The sequence below is a fragment of the Achromobacter sp. NFACC18-2 genome, assembly GCF_900108985.1.
Lineage (GTDB): Bacteria > Pseudomonadota > Gammaproteobacteria > Burkholderiales > Burkholderiaceae_B > Achromobacter.
Genome location: NZ_FNYM01000019.1, coordinates 2,186 through 20,125, shown reverse-complemented (window position 1 = coordinate 20,125; position 17,940 = coordinate 2,186). Strand labels below are relative to the sequence as shown.

Genomic DNA, 17,940 nt, shown 5'->3' with positions numbered 1-17,940 from the left:
ATGAACCCCGAACTCAACCCCCGCTTGCGCCTGCTGGCCTCGGTGTCGTTGTTTGCCCTGATCGTGCTGTGCGTCGCCTGGGAAACTGTGGTGGCGCCCGTACGGCCAGGCGGATCCTGGATGCTGCTCAAGGCCCTGCCGCTGGCCTTCCCGTTGCGCGGCATCGTGCGCGGCAATCTCTATACCTATCAGTGGGCGTCGATGCTGTCGCTGCTCTACCTGATGGAAGGGGTGGTCCGCGCCATGTCCGATCCGGCGCCCCTGTCCGTCCTGATGGCGTGGGGCGAGATACTGCTGTCGACCACCTTTTTCCTCAGCGCCATTTTCTATGTGCGTCCAGCCAAACGCGCCGCCCGGAGTCAACGCGCATGAAGAATGCCCAATCGCTGTCCGAACTGAATGCCGTCAACTCGTTTGCGGCCTTGCCCGAGGCCTTCTATACCCGGCTGCCAGCCCAAGGGCTGAACAACCCCAGGCTGTTGCACGCCAATCATGAGGCGGCCGCCTTGATCGGCCTGGATCCCGCGGTGCTGTCCACCTCGGAATTCCTGGAGGTGTTTTCCGGCAGCCGCCCGCTGCCAGGCGGAGACACGCTTGCCGCCGTTTACAGCGGTCACCAGTTCGGCGTCTGGGCGGGCCAGTTGGGCGATGGGCGCGCGCACCTGCTGGGAGAGGTGGAGGGGCCCGAAGGCGCATGGGAATTGCAGCTCAAGGGTTCCGGCATGACTCCCTATTCCCGGATGGGGGATGGCCGGGCGGTGCTGCGTTCCTCCGTGCGCGAATATCTGGCCGGCGAAGCCATGCACGGTTTGGGGGTGCCGACCACGCGGGCGCTGGCGCTGGTGGTGTCCGACGATCCGGTCATGCGGGAAACCGTCGAAACCGCCGCGATCGTGACGCGGATGTCGCCCAGTTTCGTCAGGTTCGGCTCGTTCGAGCACTGGTCGTCGCGGCGCCAGCCCGACCTGCTCAAAACGCTGGCCGATTATGTGATTGATCGGTACTACCCGCAGTGCCGCGAGGCGCAGGCGGGGGAAACTCCCTCTGAAACCGCGCCCTACGTGAATCTGCTGCAGGAAGTCACGCGCCGCACGGCGCTGCTGATGGCCGATTGGCAGGCCGTGGGGTTTTGCCATGGCGTCATGAATACCGACAATATGTCCATCCTGGGGCTGACGCTGGATTACGGTCCCTACGGTTTCATGGACGGTTTTCGGTTGGGACATATCTGTAATCATTCGGACGCCGAGGGGCGGTATTCCTGGAATCGCCAGCCGTCCGTGGCGCTCTGGAATCTTTACCGGCTGGGCGGCAGTCTGCATATGCTGGTGCAGGACGCCGATGCGTTGCGCGCGGTGCTGGACCAGTTCGAAGCCATTTTCACGCGCGCTTTCCACGACAGGATGGGCGCCAAGATGGGACTGGCGGCCTGGGTGCCCGACGACGAGGCGCTGCTGGACGATCTGCTGAAACTGATGGATGCCAATCAGGCCGATTTCACCCTGACCTGGCGCCGGCTGGCCGATGCATTGCAGGGCCGGCGCAGCGCGTTTGAAGATCTTTTTATCGATCGCCTCGCGGCTGGCGCCTGGCTGGATCGGCTGCTGGCCCGCCACGCGCAGCAAGGTCGGCCCGTGGCCGAAACCGCCGCCGCCATGAATCGCGTCAATCCCCTTTATGTCCTGCGCAATCACCTCGCCGAGAACGCGATTCGCGCTGCCAAAATGGGGGATCCTGGTGAAATCGATACGCTGCTTAAACTACTGCGTAACCCTTATGTCGCCCAGGACGGTTATGAACGTTATGCCGGGTTGCCGCCGGATTGGGCCAACGGAATCGAAGTCAGCTGTTCTTCCTGAAGCCGATTTTGAGATATTCGCGGCACGATTAATCCGGCGGCAAACCCGGCTTGCGAAAAAAACGCGCGAAAAATGCAAAATATCGCCGTTTTTTTCACTGCAATCATTCGTTTCCATTGTAAAAGTCGTAAGATTGCCGGCTCCGGGACCTTTTTTTCAAGAGTCTCCAGGGCATTTGTCGACAATCTCAATGTAAAGCGCTCTGAATATGCCTGGTGCAGATGGTTTGCTATGTATCGGCCTGCTTGAGGACGATGCCGATTTCCGCGAGGAATTGGCGCTGGGCCTGGGCGGCTACGGCTTTCGCGTGGCGTTCGCCTGTGACAATGCAGTGGCCTTTTATCGCCGGTTGCAGGAGCAGCCGTGCGACATCGTCATCCTGGACGCCCATCTTCCCGGCGAGGATGGTTTTTCCGTCGCCACGCGCCTGCGCGCCTTGAGCCCGGTGGGCATCGTCATGTTGACGGGCCGCAGCGCCCTTGAGGACCGCGTTCGCGGCCTGGAAGGCGGCGCCGACGTCTATATGACCAAGCCGGTCGACCTGCTTGAACTCAGTTCGGTCATACGCAGCCTCGCGCGCCGGATGCGCCTGGCAAAGGCGCCGCGCCCGGCCGATGCCGAGACGCGCGCGTCGGCGGACACGAACTGGTCCCTGCAGGACGGCGGCTGGATTCTCGTCGCCCCGGACGGCGCTTCGCTGCACCTGAGCGCGCAGGAACGGACGTTTCTGGTGGCCTTGATGGATGCCGCCGGCAGCGCGGTCAGCCGCCAGGCACTGGCCGAACTCTTCCTGCCGGACAGCCCGGGCGGTTTTGAATTGCGGCGCATCGACGTGCTGGTGAGCCGGTTGCGCGCCAAGGCGCAAAGCGCCGGCCTCAAGCTGCCGGTGCTGTCCGTGCGCGGCCAGGGTTACGTGTTCGCCGCCTGATGCGGGCCGCGGCCGCGAGCCGTGGACCGCGCACGCCGATTGGCGCCTAGGCCTGCGGTCCGCAGGTCGGCAGGGTGACGACAAAGCGCGTGCCCACGCCCACCTGGCTTTGCACCGTCAACGTGCCGCCCTGGCTCTGGCAGATGCGCCGGGCCAGATACAGCCCGATCCCCATGCCCTGGGTCTCGCGATGCGCAGACCGCCGAAAGCGCGGCTCGAAGATGCGGGCCTGTTCTTCTTCCTCGATGCCGGCGCCGCGGTCGACGACGGCCGCCCACGTCATGGGCGTGTCGCCGACCCGGGTATGACCGGTTTCGATACGCACCGGCTCGTTGGCGGGCGAGTACTTGATGGCGTTGTGGATCAGGTTGCGCACGACCACGCTGGTGAGCGGACGGTCGCAATAGACGGGCAGCGGGGCGTACGCGTCGACCACGAGCGCATGCGCCGTATCGGGCTGCATGGCGTGGACCACGTCGCGCACCAGGTCGGCCAGGTCGGTCTGTTCGCCGCGCGGGCTCCAGGCGTGTTCTTCCAGGCGGTCCTGGTTCAGCAACTGGTCCATCAGCTCCGTCATCCGCGCGACTGATCGGTGGATGCGCGCCAAGCGCGTATCCACGGTTTCGCCGCTGTCGGAGAGAATCATGTCCAGGGATTGGGCCGCGGCGCTGATGGTGGCCAACGGGGCGCGCAATTCGTGCGAGATCAGCGCATTCATCTGCCGCTGCGTGTCGAGCGCGCCGGCCAGTTCCGCCAGCCGCAGTTCGCCCTGGGCCAGATGCTCGGCGTTCGTGGCGCCATCGGCGGGGCGGGCCGGCGCGAGGTCGACGGAGGTATTGAGCGCCAGCCAGAGCAGTGCGCCCGAAGCCAGCATCAGCCGCAATACCTCGATGCCGGCGTCGGCGGCATCGGCGCCGCCGGCGGTCCAGGCATCGTGTCCGAGTATCCATGCTGATGCGCCATACGTGAGCGCCAGGGCCAGCGCCAGGGACATCTCGCGCACGCACCGTTGCCTTGCCGCGCTTGCCAGAAACCAGATTGCCAGCGGCACGCTGAGCAGGGCGCAGACGCCCGCGATGGCGGCGGGCAGCACGCCGGATTCGGTTTCGTAGACGAAGATCAGCGCCAGCGCCGCCACGCCGCACAGCGCGATGCTGATGGATCGGCACGCGGCGGCCAGCATCGTGGCCCAGCGCGAGCCTTTCAGCAGGGGGGCGGTCAGGGCGAGCAGGGCCGCGTAGGAGGCGGCCTGCAGCGCGCCCGGGGGCATCAGCGCGGGCAGGGATCGGAACAGGCCTTCCACCAGGGCAAAGGCCACGCCTGCCGCGTACAACGCGTTGCGGGTATGCGCCCAGGCCACGCCGCAGGCCAGTGTGCATGCGATCGCGACGCCAGCGGTCAGGCCGGACTGCAGGCTGTCGTAGTCGGCATTCAGCCCGTAGGCCAGCGCATGGCCCGGCCAGAAAAGGGCGCATAGCAGCAGCCCCATCCCCGGCCAGGCGGATCTCCGGAGGGAGCCGGCCCAGCTCGCGCGAAGGTGGCGGAAACGCCAGCGGGTGCGAAGAAACAATCCTTCCGTCAACTAGGAACCCATTGGTGATCATGCGCGAGATCGTGCGCGTGGGCGAAGTTTACGACAGCCCCGCTGATCGCGCGGACGCCGATCTCTTCCAGCACGAACTGCGTGGCGCTGTCAGGCACGTCGGCGGCATAGACCGCCATGTCCAGCGTCCTTGCGGTGGCGACCACGGTGGCGGCCAGGTGCTGGCTGCCGGGGCTGTGGAGCAGGCCGGTGATGAAGCTGCCGCAAAGCGTCACGTAGGACACGGGGAATTCATGCAGGTGTTCCATGGCGCCGAATTGCTGCGACAGCCTGGACACGCCGACCCTTCCGCCGGCGCCGGTGACAATGTCGCAGAGCAGGCGCACGTCGGCGCCTTGTTCCACGAGTCCGGCGGCGTCGACGTCGAGGATGAGCCGCATCGTCAGCGCCGGCCGGTCGGCGAGCATGCGTTCAAGCCGGGTGAAGAATGACCCTTGCGCGAGCGTGGCGAGCGACACCGGCACGGTGAGCGCGCCTTCATGGGTGAAGAGCCAGTCCAGTCCCAGGCGGATCGCCTGGATGTCGCATTCGGCCGACAGGCCAAGGCGCACCGCCGGGGGCATGAAGATCGAGGCGGGGACGGGGTCCGTGCCGGACGCGTCGTGCAGCGCCAGCGTGGCCTCGTAATGCAGCACCGCGCCGGACAGGTCGTGCAGCGGCTGGGCCGCCAGCGAGAACCGGTGCTGCTCCAGCGCCGTGACCAGCGCATCGTGCCAGCTGTATTCGCCGATACGGGTGCTGTCGGCGGCCTGGCTCGCGGGCGTTATCTGGTCGTCGTCAGCGCTTTCCGCGCACATCAGGGCATGGTCCAGGCGGGCCAGGATGTCGCTCATGTTGTCGCCCGGGGCGAACTCAGCCATGGCCAGCGCCCAGCGGCACCAGCCGTATTTGTCCATCGGCACGCGCAGGGACCGCAGCTCGCGCCGCACGCGTTCGGCCAGCAGGCTGGCCTGCGGCGCTGACGTGCGGGGCAGCAGCAGGGCGAAGTCCGAGCCGCTGATCCGCGCGAGCAGCGCGCCCGGACCGCCGAATTCCTCCACCAGCTTGCGCAGCCGGTCCGACGACGACCGCAGCCACTGGTCGGTGAAGGCGCGGGACAGGTGCCGGTTGATCTGCGCCAGATCGCGCTGGCGGAACATCAGCAGGTGGCCGCCCGTGTCGTCGGATTTGTCGGTCAGGGCCAGCCTGAACTGGTCGATGAAATGCTTGCGGTTGGACAGGCGGCTGATTGGGTCCCGGTAGATCTCGCTTTGCAGGGATTCGATGCGGGCGTTCTGTTCCTGCACCGTGGCGGCCACGCGCCGCTGCGCATCGACCAGCGCCTGGTCCACCCCCGGCATTTCGCAGGAGCCGGTCAGCGCCGTGCCGGCGCCCGGCGCCAGGGCCCGGACGCGGTCGCAGATGTCCCGGGATGTCCGGGCCTCGATCCACCGCACGAGGTTGGTCGCGAAAAGCGCCCAGAAAGCGGCGGCGGCCAGCGCCAGGCCCAGCACCCGCACACCGCCTTGCCATAGCGTGTCGCGCGCCAGCCGCGCGTCGGCCTGCACGGTCAGGGTGCCCCTGGTCTTGCCGTTGGGCGTGGCGAAGGGCCGGGACACCGCCGGCGCTTCCATGTTCAGCCACGCGGCGCGCCAGTCCCGGTCGCGGCCGGCGGCCGGCGGCGACCGGCGCTCGACGCGCAGGACATTTCCTTCATTCGTGATATTTACCAGCGAATAAAGGCCTTGGCCGAACAGTTCATCCGCGAGCTCGGCCTGCTCCTGCTGGGTGCCCGTGCCGTGAGACAGCGCCCACGCCAGCGCGTTGGCGCCCGCTTCGCTTTGCTGCGCGAGCTGGGTGTTCAGGTAGCGGTGCGCCGCCAGCATCCCGAGCGCCTGGGCGCCAAGCAGGATGAAGCCGATCAGAAGAGCGGAGCATAAAAGCAGCCGGCGTAATGTGGGCATGTTACTTGCGTGTCCCTTCCTGGGCTTGCGCGGTGCCGGCGGGGTATCGCGTCGGCTGCCGCCTAAACGGGAGCGTCAGGCGGCAAGAACGCCTGCGCGGGATAAAACCTGGATATCAAACGTGACACACGTTACGGAGATTGCGATGGCAACGCTGACACTGTAATGGGGCTTGTCACAGAACGCACAGAATATTACGAAATCCTCGGTCATATCAGACAAGGTGTGCAATTATTTCGCTCGTGATAATTGGCCGGTTGAGAACTATTGAGACACTGCGTATTAATTTTTGGCGCTTCGGTGTCGTAGATGGAGCGAGGCATGGCGAGAGGACCGGCCAGCGACTGCCATCCAGGACCCTGCCATGACCTGCCGCGAGCAAACCAAGAACCCAAGGATGTCAGGAAGGAAGGGGCGTGTTGCCTCCGAAAAGTGGCGTGTTTTTGCGAAAGCAATGCATAATTTAAAATATGTTACAGCCCCTGGGCCCGTGGTCGGGCCGCAACGCCGGGGGCATATGGATAGGGGGCTCCGTGCGTGAGAGTTACCTGCTCGCACTGTGCCTGACGCTCGCGGGCGCACTTGCAGCGATCAGTCTGCTTTTCGTCCGCCGGGAGCGCACGCTCCGGCGGCGTTTGACGCGTGACGAATTGACCGGCCTCCTTAGCCAGCAGGAGCTGCATCGTCGCGTGCGTACCTGGCTGGGCAAGCCGCAGGGCACGACGCGCCGCGGCGCCTTTTTTCTGGTCAGTTTCGAACACTACGCCCAGATCAGCGCGATGCTGCGCGCGGGCGAAGACCAGGCCCTCGTGGTGCAGGTGGCGGACCGGCTCGGGCTGGTCGCCCGGGCGCTGGGCGGCATGGCGGCCCGTGCCGGTGCCGATTCGTTCACCGTCTGCGTCCCCAGCGTGGACGAAGAGGGCGCCGCGCAGGTGTCGGCCAAATTGCTGGCCGACCTGAGCGCGCCCTATGAACTGGGAGGCCGTCCCCTTATTGCGGTCTTTCGGATTGGCGCCGCCCTCTATCCCGCCCACGGCCGCAGCGTCGAAGAACTGCAGCGCTGCGTTCAGGTCGCGATGGTCCCGCTCAAGGAACGCGGCGGCGAGGGCTGGAACCTCTTTGATTTCCGTCTGCTGGCGCGCCAGCGGGATCAGCAGGGCCTGGAAAACGACCTGCGGCTGGCGTTGACCACGCCCGACATGGAGCAGTTCGAGTTGTACTACCAGCCGGTCTGCGACAGCGGCACCGGGGTGGTGCAGGGCTGCGAGGCCCTGCTGCGCTGGCATCACCCCGTGCTGGGCAGCGTGTCGCCGGCCGTCACGATTGAACTGGCCGAACGCAGCGGCCTCATTGTGCCGCTGGGCGCCTGGATCCTGGAGCGGGCTTGCACGCAGGCGGCGCTGTGGCCGTCCGCCTGGCGCGTCCACGTGAACCTTTCCGTCAAGCAGATGGACGAGGACAGCCTGGTTCAGCTGGTGACTGACGTGCTGGAGGCCACCCGCCTGTCTCCGCGCAAACTGGTGCTGGAAATCACCGAATCCATCTTCATCCTGCACTACGAGCGGCACGTAAAGATCCTGAACATCCTGCGCGACAAGGGCATCGGCGTGGCATTGGACGACTTCGGCTGTGGCTATTCCAGCCTGAACCACCTGCGCCATCTGCCCATCGACTGGGTCAAGATCGACCGGAGCTTCATTTCCGCCCTGGAATCGGACGCCGGCAGCCGCGAGGTCGTGTCGGCCCTGTTCGGGCTGTGCCAGGCGATGCATCTGCCAGTCGTGGCCGAGGGGGTCGAGACGGAAGGGCAGCGCGAAATCCTCAAGTCCTTGGGATGCCGCGTGATGCAGGGCTATTTGCTGGGTAGGCCCGCGCCCGCCGCCCAGATCCAGGCTTTGGCCTCGGCGGTGTCATAATCGGGGTTGCTTGCAAACCCGACCTGTTGACTCCCTATGCCCGGCAATACCCTAGGTACTCTCTTTACCGTCACGAATTTCGGCGAATCCCACGGGCCGGCCATCGGTTGCGTCGTGGATGGCTGTCCCCCCGGATTGGCGCTGGACGCCTCGGACATCCAGGCCGAGCTGGACCGCCGCCGTCCCGGCACCTCGCGCCACGTGACGCAGCGCCAGGAAGCCGACCAGGTCGAGATCCTGTCGGGCGTTTATGACGGCGTCACCACCGGCACGCCCATCGGCCTCCTGATCCGCAACACCGATGCGCGCAGCAAAGACTATTCCAACATTGCCGACACCTTCCGGCCCGGCCACGCCGACTTCGCCTACTGGCGCAAGTTCGGGGTGCGCGACCCGCGCGGCGGCGGCCGTTCGTCCGCGCGCCTGACGGCGCCCACCGTGGCGGCCGGCGCCATCGCCAAGAAATGGCTGGCCGAACACCATGGCGTGAAGGTGCGCGGCTACATGAGCCAGCTCGGTCCCATCGCGATCCCTTTCGTTTCCTGGGACGAGGTGCCCAACAATCCCTTCTATGCCCCCAATGCCGAGGTCGTCCCCGAACTGGAAGCCTATATGGACCAGTTGCGCCGGGACGGCGATTCCATCGGTGCGCGCATTGAAGTCGTCGCAGAGAACCTGCCGGCCGGCTGGGGGGAACCCATCTACGACCGTCTCGATGCCGACATTGCCCACGTCATGATGGGCTTGAACGCGGTCAAGGGCGTGTCCATTGGTGCCGGCTTCGACTGCATCGCGCAGCGCGGGTCAGAACATGGCGACGAGATCACGCCCGACGGCTTCCTGAGCAACCACGCCGGGGGTGTGCTGGGCGGCATCTCCACGGGCCAGCCCATCACCGTGTCGCTGGCGATCAAGCCCACGTCGAGCATCCGGGTCGAGCGCCGCTCGGTCAACCGCGCCAACGAGCCGGTGATGGTCCAGACGCTCGGGCGCCACGACCCCTGCGTCGGCATCCGCGCGACGCCGATCGCCGAGGCCATGCTGGCGCTCGTGCTGATCGACCACGCGCTGCGCCACCGCGGGCAGTGTGGCGCCGCCCCGGTCTGATACGCTTTCCCGTTGTTGAAATGGCTTGGAGGCCGACATGAAACAGAAGCGTCATTTTCTGCGCAATGCCGGAGCCGTGCTGTCGCTGGCCGTACTGGCCGGCTGCACGGGCATGAACACCACGCAGTCTGGCGCCGTGGGCGTCAATCGCACGCAATATATGTCCAGCATGGTGCCCTCGCAGGCACTGGAGCAGGAGGCGGCCCAGCAATACGCCGACATCCTGCAGCAGGCCAAGTCCAAGGGGCTGCTGGACCGCGACGCCAAGCAGGTGGCCCGGGTGCGGGACATCTCCCAGCGCCTGATCGCGCAGGCGGGCGTGTTCCGTCCCGATGCGACAGGCTGGAAATGGGAAGTCCACGTGCTGTCCAGCGACGAGATCAACGCCTGGTGCATGCCCGGCGGCAAGATCGCCGTCTACACCGGCCTGATTTCAAAGATCAATCCGACCGACGATGAGCTGGCCGCGGTGCTGGGCCACGAGATCGCCCACGCGCTGCGCGAACATGCGCGCGAGCGCGTATCCCAGCAGATGGCCACCGATCTGGGCTTGCAGGTGCTGTCCATCGCCACGGGATCTCCCGCGGCGTCGGACCTGGGCGGGCAGTTTACGAGCGTGATGTTCACCTTGCCCAACAGCCGCACCCATGAGACCGAAGCGGATCGCATGGGCGTGGAACTGGCCGCCAGGGCGGGCTACGACCCGCGCGCCGCCGTGACGCTGTGGCAGAAGATGGGCGCGGCCAGTCAGGGCAGCGCACCACCCGAGATCCTCTCGACCCACCCGTCGGCCGCCTCGCGCATCAGCGACCTGCAAGCCGCAGCGCAGAAGGTGATGCCGCTTTACGAACAGTCCAAGGGCCAGGGCGCGCGCTGAGCGCGTCCGGCCTCGCGCTGACGACACGGCCCGCGCGGCAAGGCCAGCGCGGGCCGTTTTGCATGGTCTGCCGATCGCGGGGCCTTCAGCCTTGTCCCCCGCTGGCCGTCTTGACGCCCTGGCCGCGCATGATCTCGATGCCCAGGCCGTGCAGGATGCGTTGGGTCTCCGCGTCCGGCACGTCTTCCGCATAGACCGCGATCCCCAGCGACCGGGCGGTTTCCAGCACCGAGGCAGTCAACTGTTGGCTGCCCGGGCTTTGCGACATGCCGCCCACGAACCCCCCGCCCAGTTTCACGTAGGACAACGGCAGCGTGTGCAGCTGCGCCACCGCGCCGAACTGCTGCGCCAGGCGGCGCACGCCGATGTGCGCGCCGAACTCCGCTGCGACGCGCGCAAACGCGGTGATCTGCTCGTGGCATTCGACCAGCCCGTGCGCGTCGATTTCCACGAACAGGCGGCGCGCCAGCGGACGGTTTTCGGTCAGCAGCAGCGCAAGCTGGCGCATAAACTTCTGGCCGCGCAGCGACGGCAGCGCCACGCGCACGGCGAGTTCGCCCGGATGGCGGGCCAGCCATTGCAGGCCCAGCCTCACGGATTCCAGGTCGCATTCCGCCACCAGGTCCAGCCGCACGGCCGGCGGGATGAAGAGCGTGGCCGGGATCGGCTCCTGGTCGGGCGCGGTGCGCAGCATCAGCATGGCTTCGGTGCGGACCACGCGGCCGTCCAGCGCGAGCAGGGGTTCTGTCGCCAGTTCGAAATGCTGCCCTTCCAATGCCGTCTGGATGGCGTCCTTCCATGCGCGCTCGCCGGCTTCCGAGGGCGAGTGCATGTCGGTGGCACCCGCAATCACGACCTGGTCGTTGCCGGCGCTTTCCGCACGCATCAGGCCGAAATCCAGTCGCGCCAGCACGGCGCCTGCCTGGCTGCCGTGTCCGTAATCGGTCATGGCCTGCGCCCAACGGCACAGATGCCCCTCACCGACCGGAATGCGCGAGGCGTGCAGATCGGCCCGCACCTGCTCGGCCACCATCATGGCCTGCGGCGCCGCGCAGCCGGGCAGCAGCAGCGCAAAATCGGATCCGTTCAGGCGCGCGAGCAGGGGCGTCGCCACATGCATGCGCGTCAGCGACCCCTGGATGCGTTCGCAGGCCGCGCGCAGCCACTGGTCGATGAATTCGCGCGGCATGTGCCGGTTCAGGTCCGCCAGATCGCGCTGGCGGAACACCAGGACATGCCCGCCATCGATCCGGGACGTGCCCGCCGCCGGCCGGGTTTCCAGCGCGCGCCGGAACTCGTTGACGAAGTACTTGCGGTTGGGCAGGCCGGTCACCGGGTCCTGGTTCAGCTCCAGTTCCAGCGACTCGATCTTCGCGTTCTGCTCTTCGACGCTGGCATGGATGCGTTCGCGCGTCTGGTTCAGGGCCTGCACCACGCCGGAGAGCTCCGGCACCCGCGCCTCGACCTGCTCGCCCGGCGAGTCCCGGCCGATGCCGCGAACGTGGTCGCTGATCTCGCGCAGAAGCCGGTTCTTGATCCAACCAACCAGCACGAAGGCAAAGACGGCCCACAGGATGCCCGCGCCCACCACCAGCGCGATCATCTTCAGGCTGCTGCGCCACAAGGCTTCCCAGGCATAGGCGTCGTTGGCGATCAGGGTGACTTCGCCGATCTGCCGCCAGCCGTCGCTGACCGCGTGGCTGGCCGCCTGGCTATCCAGCGGCGCCAGCGCCTGGAACCACGCCGGCACGGAAGCCGCCGTCGCCGTGGACTTGCGCTCGATCAGCACCTTGCCCTCGGGATCCGTCAGGCGCACCAGCGAGAAGTGCCCGCCATCGTAGAGCGCCGACACCAGCAGCTCCTGGACGACCGGGTCATTGTTCGCCGGTTGCGACAAGGACAGGGCCAGGGATACCGCCGCGTCGGTGCTTTGCACCTGGAGCTGGCCCGAGAGGTATTCGCGCGCCGAGTTGACGCTGAGCGCCAGCGTCCCCAGCAAGATGACGCTGATGGCGAGGGTGACACTGAGCAGGAGCTGACGAAGTATGGACATAGTCTTGTTTCCGGACATCAGGGGCGGATGCCTTCCCGTTCCATGCGTTGAAGGAGGTCGCGCCAGCGGCTGAGGCGGTCGACGGGCGCGGCAGCCTTGCCGTCCACGTAGACGCCGTCGGCATTGAAACTGAACACCGGCGTCAGGTCGCGCCGCTGCGTGGCCGGCAGGATGGTTGAGATCAGGCTGTCCAGCACCAGCGGGACGGCATTCGGGGTTTCGTAATAGCCCAGCACCATGTGCGCCACCTGGCTGCTGCTGGCCGGGCCGCCGATGCGGGCGCGCACGTAGATGAAGCGCAGCTTGTTGGCCGGCACGCCCATGGAGAGCAGGGTGAAATACTTGCCGATGACATAGTCTTCGCAATCCCCCGCGCCTCGCCCCAGCGATTCCAGCGGCGTGGCCCAGTAGTCGGCCTGCTTCCAGATGATGGAATCCTCGCCGGAAAGGAGGGCGCGGTTCCAGAAATCGTTGGCGACGGTGAGGCGGTCCTTGTTCGCGGCGGGCGCGGGGCTGCGCAGCAATTGCAGCCAGCTCGAGACCGATTTGGAGCCCTTGGCGCCGTAGCGGCTGGCCGACAGGCTTTGCAGCCGGTCGGAGTTGACTTCCAGGGCGGAACTGCCCGTCCAGCCGCAAGCCAGGCATAGCAACGCCAATCGGCACAGAGTCAGCGCGCTACGGTAACGGCGGGTCGATGGCATGAAACGGATTTTCACATTTTTTGCGTGATGTTGGACGCACCCTTTAAAAAATGTGACTGAGAAAAAAGGGAAGGCCGATGCCGGCCTTCCCTTGGAACGTCGTGGCTTAGTGGTGATCGACGTTCAGCTTCCCCTTCTGCAGCAGGTCGTTGATGATGGCCTGGTTGCTGACGGCCTGACCGTGGGCGTCATGAGTGAGATCGACGCCCTCCAGCACGATCTTCTGATCGGCACCCTGGCCGATCTGGCCCTTGGTGTTGATCTCGAGAATCGTGTTGCTGGAGTTGGCCGGATCCTGCTTGAAGTTCAGATAGTTCGTCAGATTGCCGTCCTTCTCTCCGACGAGCAGGTCCTTCAGATCCAGCACGTCTCCGCCGTCCGCGGGCTTGGCCAGGGAGAAGTCCTTGATCCGGTCGACTGCCGGGTTGGCGGTCGTTCCCTGATCATTGAACTCCCAGCGGAACGTGTCGGAGCCGTCGCCACCGATGAGGGTGTCGCTGCCCTTTCCGCCGACCAGCACGTCGTTGCCCTTGCCACCGTTGAGCGTATCGTTCCCATCGCCCGCAAGCAGGATCTCGCTCTTGTCGGTGCCAAGCAGAGAGCTACCCGATTGATACGCCACCGACACATTGGCACTGTCGCTATGACCATCCGCCGTCTGGATCGTGTACGAGGAATTGGCCACGTTGTCGGTCACGGGGTTCGCGTGGGAGTAGTCCACGGTCATCGTGAGCAGATAGTCCTCCGCTCCCGTGCCGCCCCAGCTCGATCCGTTGTCGTCGACGTTGACCATGTGGATTTCGTAGGTGGCACCGTTCGTGGAGCTGATGGACTGGCCGCTCTGCAGCACGACATAGTCGTCCGAGCTTCCTGCCAGGCGATACTCCATCCGGATCCAGTTGCTTGGCTGGTCATGGCTCAGCGTGAGGACCTCACCGGCCAGCAGGGTGATGGTGATTGTGTCCTGATCGTTGTTTTGGCTCGAGCCGACCGAAGCAAGATAACCGTCCACCTTGATCTGAGCGCGATCCTGGCCAATCTGCGCCAGACGGTCACGGTTGACCGTCAGGAACTTGTTCGCGTTGTTGTTGCCGGTGCTGTCAAAGTCAACTTTTTCCACCGTTCGTGCGGTGAAATCGCCTCCCTTGTCCTTCCAGCCCGTATTCACCGTCAGCGGACCCATCGTCAACGCACCCGTTCCGCGCACGTCGTTGGCAAGCAGCGAGCCGGCCTGCACGGTCAACTGCGAACCCAGGATGTTGGTGATCACGCTGTCGTTCACGGCATCCGGGTTTTGATGGACCGGCGCCGTCACCGTCAGCGTGAGGCTGGAGCTTGCCGTATCGCCGTCGCCATCCTTGACCGTGTACTGGACGGTGTCGCTGCCGGCGGTTTGCGGCTGGTAGCGGTAATCGCCCACGTTTTCGCCCGCCAGATCGATGGTGAACTTGCCATGCGACGTGGTCACCGTCAGTTCGGATTTGGCCGAATCGAATGTGTAGGTCGCGCCGGAGCTGGCCGTAACCTTGTTTGTCGCGGCGTCGTAGTTATACGTCTTGCCGTCGATGACCAGTTGTGTAATGCGCGCACCGGCCAGGTCGGCGCCCAGCGTGCCTCCGGCGGAGATGTCACCGGTAATGGGCGGCGCGATGGTGTCCGCGATCGCCGTGTCGAGCCCGTTCAGGTCCTTCACGATGATCGTGTTGCTGTCCTGCGGCTTGTCCGGGTTGTAGGAGACCGGATCAATGTACGTGCCGCTGGCGTTGGTGCCCAGGCCGATGCCGTAAGAATTGATATGGTTGTCCGAGAGGAACTTCTCCCAGGTCGCTTGCTGCGCCGCGTAGACGGGACCGTTCTCCGGATTTCCGTCCGTGAAGAAGTAGGAAATGTTCTGGACATTGGCGCCTTCCAGCTTGCCCGTGCCAGAGTTGTTCCACGCAGTCATCGCGGTGTTCAACGCGGCTTCGTAATTCGTGCCGCCGCCGTAGCTCAAGCCCTCGACCAGCACTTTGGCGTCGGCCAGCGACATCCAGCCGCCTCCCTTCTGGCCGGCGGTCGAGTTGAACTCCACGATCATGACGCGCACGTCGCCGGCTTCGCCATATTGGTCGAGCAGCTTGGCAACCGAGGACTTCAGAACCTCCAGTCGCGACAGTTCACGCCAGCCGCTGTACACCCCGCTGCCATAGTTCATGCTGCCGGACGTGTCCAACGTAAGCATGATGTTGGTGCCGAGCGAAGACAGCGCGGAGCTTGCGGCGGCCGGAACGAGACTGGGCGCCGTGTCGGTGACCAGCACGCCCAGGTCGCCCGTGGCCTTGCCGCCGAACTTGTCTTCGACCGTGATCGTGAAGTGGTCCTGGACGTTGGTGTCGTCGCCGGTGTGTTGCTGCGCGCCGCTGGTCTGGTAGGTGTAGGTCACCTTGCCGGTGGCCGCGTCGTAGCCGGTAAGCGTCAGCGTGCCCTTGCTGGTGGTCAGCGTGAGCGGATCGTTCGCCAGGCCCGCCAGGCGGTCCAGGGTCAGCGTGGCATCGGCGTTGCCCGTGCCGTCCATCGAGATCGACTTCAGTCCGGCCGCCGCGGTGATCAGGAAGGAGCCGCTGCCGGTGGCCTGTGCTTCCGACACGCTCAAGACGCCAGGAGCAGCGGCGTTGTTGTCTGCGATCGCCAGGGTCGGCCCGGTCGGCTCGACACCGCCGACCTGGAATTGACCGTTGGCAAAGTCGCCGTCGGCGTCCTTGACTTGGTACGTGAAGTCGATCAGGTCGTTGGCCGTGCCATTCATGGGTTGGTACTGATAGAACTCCCACTTGCCGGTGGCCGGCGTCAGGCGGATCTCGAACACCAGATTGCCCGAGGAATCCAGGCCCTGGATCAGGTTGCCATTGGCCGCCACATTGGTCTTGATGGCGCCGCCGTCGCGCGTGGTCAGGCCGCTTTCCACCCCCGTCAGCTGCAGCGTGCCGGCGCCGTCGGCGCCGTAGGCGTACTGCAGGTTGCCGTCGGCATAGGCGATGGCATGGACATCCTGGCTGCCCAGGAACGTCACGCCGGTGACCGTGAAGTCGCTGTTGTCGCTCGACGAGTTCTTGTGGTTGTCCGTGGCGGAAACCACGATGGTGTCGAAACCGCCTTCCTCGACCCGGAAGTTCGCCGCATAGTCGCCGCCGTTCTTGTCGGAGGTGAAGGTGCGTTCGGCAATCAGCACGCCATCGCGGTAGAAACGCGCGATGCCGCTTTCCACTTCGCCGCCGTACATGGCTGCAAAGTCGATGGTTGCGCCGTAGGCGATCTTTCCGCCGGTAAGGCGGATCGTCAGCTCTTCAGACGCGCCTTGCCCGTTCAGTTCGCGATAGTCCACCTCATTCGCAATGTTGTGATACGGGGATTCATTGCTGGCCACGCCCAGCCCGGACGTGCTCTGGTTGACCTTGGCGTCGACGAGCGTGAGGTCGTCTTTCGAGGTGAATCCCTTGGCGGAGACTTCCACCGCACCATTGCCGAACGTGAACTTCCATTGGCTGTCGCTGCTGGAGCTGCCCGCAAACGACACCTTGCCGGTGTAGACATCGGGAATGCCGGTGGATTCCACGTTGACGGGCGAATTCTGCTGCACGACGGGAGAGTCGTCTTCGATCGTCACGTTCAGGGTGGTGGAGACGGGCGCATTGACGCCGTCGGCGACCTTGACCGTCACGGACAGGCCGAGCGTATCTTCGCGGGTCGTGTCCGGGTGGTCGACCGGCGCCAGCATCTTCACCGTGTACGCGCCGGTGTCGTCGATCTTGATGATGATGGCATCGGCGGAGCCGGCGCGGCCGGTCAAGGTATGGCCGTTGTCGGAGAGCGTCCAGACGATGGGCACGCCGTCGGAAGAGAGGGTGCCATTGGCCGGCGCCACCAGGGTGATGGTGTAGGTGGCTCCACTATTGTCGTCGGTGATGCTCAGTTGACCGTTGGCCTGCGCCGAGTTGGTCGTGTCGGACGTGCCGTTGCTGTCCTTGATGCCGCCGCTCAATCCTTCCTCGGACACGGCCGCGGATGCGCTGCCGACCACCGGGGGCTTGTTGATATCGACGATCGAGGCATTTCCGCTGTCCGAGATGCCTGCCGGCAAGGCCGAGCCACTGGCGGTCTGTCCGGAAAGCGTGGCGTCGAGCGTCATTTTCTCGGTGCCTTCGTAGATGCCGTCTGCCGTCGTGGGCACTTGGACCACGATGCCGCCGGTGGTGCCGGCGGGAACCTTGATGCTGTACGAGCCGTCGGCGTTGGCCGTGACCGTCACGGACAGCCCGCCAATCGTCGCGGTCGGGGTGCCGTGGTCGGCTGCGGTGATCTGGCCGCCCAACGTAAAGGTGAGGGTGGTCTCGGCATCGACGGGCTTGCTCAGGGAGACGTTGAAGCTCGCCTTATTCCCTTCCGTCACGTTGCCCGCGTCGGACACATTGAGCGAGGGCACGTCGGCGCCGGGGCCGCGGTCGTCCACGATGACGGCGTTGCCGGTGTCGGTGATGTTGCCCGGCAAGGCAACGCCACTGGCGGAATTGCCCGTCAGCGTGGCTTCGAGGGTCAGTTGCTCGCGGCCTTCGAACACCGTGTCGTTGGTGGTCGGGACCGTGACCACGATGCCGCCCGTGGTGCCGGCAGGGACCGTGATGCTGTACGAGCCATCCGCGTTGGCGGTGACCGAGGCGGACTTACCGCCGATCATGACGGTGGGCGTGCCCACGTCGCCCGCTTCGATCTGGCCGCCCAGCTTGAAGGTCAGGGTGGTGTCGGCGTCGACGGACTTGGTCAGCGCGACGTTGAAGACTGCGTTGCTGCCTTCATTGACATCCCCAGCGTCGGAGACGGTCAGGGCGGGCACGTCGGCGCCCGGGTTCGGGTTGGACGGATCGGTGCTTTCGGTATCGACAATCGTGGCGCTGCCGCTGTCGGTGATGTTGCCCGGCA

At 65.5% G+C, this 17,940-nt stretch carries 11 protein-coding genes; 6 read left to right on the top strand and 5 right to left on the bottom strand.

Annotated features, from left to right (window positions below; all coding sequences use genetic code 11):
- The 3 genes from BMW75_RS24300 (at position 1) to BMW75_RS24290 (ending at position 2,787) form a co-directional block, all read left to right on the top strand.
- Positions 1-372 (top strand): DUF2069 domain-containing protein, encoded by a 372-nt coding sequence (locus tag BMW75_RS24300; protein WP_076521690.1) that lies wholly within the window; start codon positions 1-3, stop codon positions 370-372.
- Positions 369-1,859 (top strand): protein adenylyltransferase SelO, encoded by a 1,491-nt coding sequence (locus BMW75_RS24295; RefSeq protein WP_092582215.1) that lies wholly within the window; start codon positions 369-371, stop codon positions 1,857-1,859. Before BMW75_RS24300 ends, BMW75_RS24295 begins: the two co-directional genes overlap by 4 nt.
- A gap of 208 nt (positions 1,860-2,067) precedes the next feature.
- A complete protein-coding gene (locus BMW75_RS24290; RefSeq protein ID WP_043518814.1) occupies positions 2,068-2,787 on the top strand; it encodes a response regulator transcription factor in 720 nt (239 codons plus the stop codon).
- Positions 2,788-2,833: 46 nt separating this feature from the next.
- Here BMW75_RS24290 and BMW75_RS24285 read toward each other — a convergent pair whose 3' ends face one another.
- On the bottom strand, positions 2,834-4,276 hold the full coding sequence (locus BMW75_RS24285) for a sensor histidine kinase (RefSeq protein ID WP_092582214.1): 1,443 nt from the start codon (positions 4,274-4,276) through the stop codon (positions 2,834-2,836).
- A gap of 89 nt (positions 4,277-4,365) precedes the next feature.
- Positions 4,366-6,333: a bifunctional diguanylate cyclase/phosphodiesterase gene (locus tag BMW75_RS24280; protein ID WP_092582213.1), complete on the bottom strand. Its 1,968-nt coding sequence runs from the start codon at positions 6,331-6,333 to the stop codon at positions 4,366-4,368.
- Positions 6,334-6,866: 533 nt separating this feature from the next.
- On the opposite strand from BMW75_RS24280, the gene BMW75_RS24275 reads away from it, so the two are divergent.
- Genes BMW75_RS24275 through BMW75_RS24265 form a run of 3 tightly spaced genes read left to right on the top strand, consistent with a single transcriptional unit; the run spans position 6,867 to position 10,233 of the window.
- On the top strand, positions 6,867-8,249 hold the full coding sequence (locus BMW75_RS24275; protein ID WP_092582212.1) for a putative bifunctional diguanylate cyclase/phosphodiesterase: 1,383 nt from the start codon (positions 6,867-6,869) through the stop codon (positions 8,247-8,249).
- A gap of 36 nt (positions 8,250-8,285) precedes the next feature.
- Positions 8,286-9,356, top strand: a complete 1,071-nt coding sequence (gene aroC / locus BMW75_RS24270) for a chorismate synthase (RefSeq protein WP_092582211.1) — start codon at positions 8,286-8,288, stop codon at positions 9,354-9,356.
- 37 nt (positions 9,357-9,393) lie between these two features.
- Positions 9,394-10,233, top strand: coding sequence for a M48 family metallopeptidase (locus BMW75_RS24265; RefSeq protein WP_076522162.1), 840 nt, complete (start codon positions 9,394-9,396; stop codon positions 10,231-10,233).
- A gap of 85 nt (positions 10,234-10,318) precedes the next feature.
- Here the strand turns inward: BMW75_RS24265 and BMW75_RS24260 are convergent, their stop codons facing one another.
- The 3 genes from BMW75_RS24260 to BMW75_RS29780 form a co-directional block, all read right to left on the bottom strand.
- Positions 10,319-12,286 carry a bifunctional diguanylate cyclase/phosphodiesterase gene (locus BMW75_RS24260; RefSeq protein ID WP_092582210.1) on the bottom strand — a complete coding sequence of 656 codons (1,968 nt, stop codon included), beginning with the start codon at positions 12,284-12,286 and terminating at the stop codon, positions 10,319-10,321.
- 17 nt (positions 12,287-12,303) lie between these two features.
- Positions 12,304-12,987, bottom strand: coding sequence for a transglutaminase-like cysteine peptidase (locus tag BMW75_RS24255; RefSeq protein WP_076522161.1), 684 nt, complete (start codon positions 12,985-12,987; stop codon positions 12,304-12,306).
- Positions 12,988-13,093: 106 nt separating this feature from the next.
- The coding region (locus tag BMW75_RS29780) for a type I secretion C-terminal target domain-containing protein (RefSeq protein ID WP_092582209.1) at positions 13,094-17,940 on the bottom strand (4,847 nt) is incomplete at its 5' end.

Coding starts and splice junctions, on each gene's coding strand:
- aroC (WP_092582211.1), top strand. CDS start 8,286: ATGCCCGGCAATACCCTAGGTACTCTCTTTACCGTCACGAATTTCGGC.
- BMW75_RS24260 (WP_092582210.1), bottom strand. CDS start 12,286: ATGTCCATACTTCGTCAGCTCCTGCTCAGTGTCACCCTCGCCATCAGC.
- BMW75_RS24285 (WP_092582214.1), bottom strand. CDS start 4,276: ATGGGGCTGCTGCTATGCGCCCTTTTCTGGCCGGGCCATGCGCTGGCC.
- BMW75_RS24265 (WP_076522162.1), top strand. CDS start 9,394: ATGAAACAGAAGCGTCATTTTCTGCGCAATGCCGGAGCCGTGCTGTCG.
- BMW75_RS24300 (WP_076521690.1), top strand. CDS start 1: ATGAACCCCGAACTCAACCCCCGCTTGCGCCTGCTGGCCTCGGTGTCG.
- BMW75_RS24255 (WP_076522161.1), bottom strand. CDS start 12,987: ATGCCATCGACCCGCCGTTACCGTAGCGCGCTGACTCTGTGCCGATTG.
- BMW75_RS24290 (WP_043518814.1), top strand. CDS start 2,068: ATGCCTGGTGCAGATGGTTTGCTATGTATCGGCCTGCTTGAGGACGAT.
- BMW75_RS24295 (WP_092582215.1), top strand. CDS start 369: ATGAAGAATGCCCAATCGCTGTCCGAACTGAATGCCGTCAACTCGTTT.
- BMW75_RS24280 (WP_092582213.1), bottom strand. CDS start 6,333: ATGCCCACATTACGCCGGCTGCTTTTATGCTCCGCTCTTCTGATCGGC.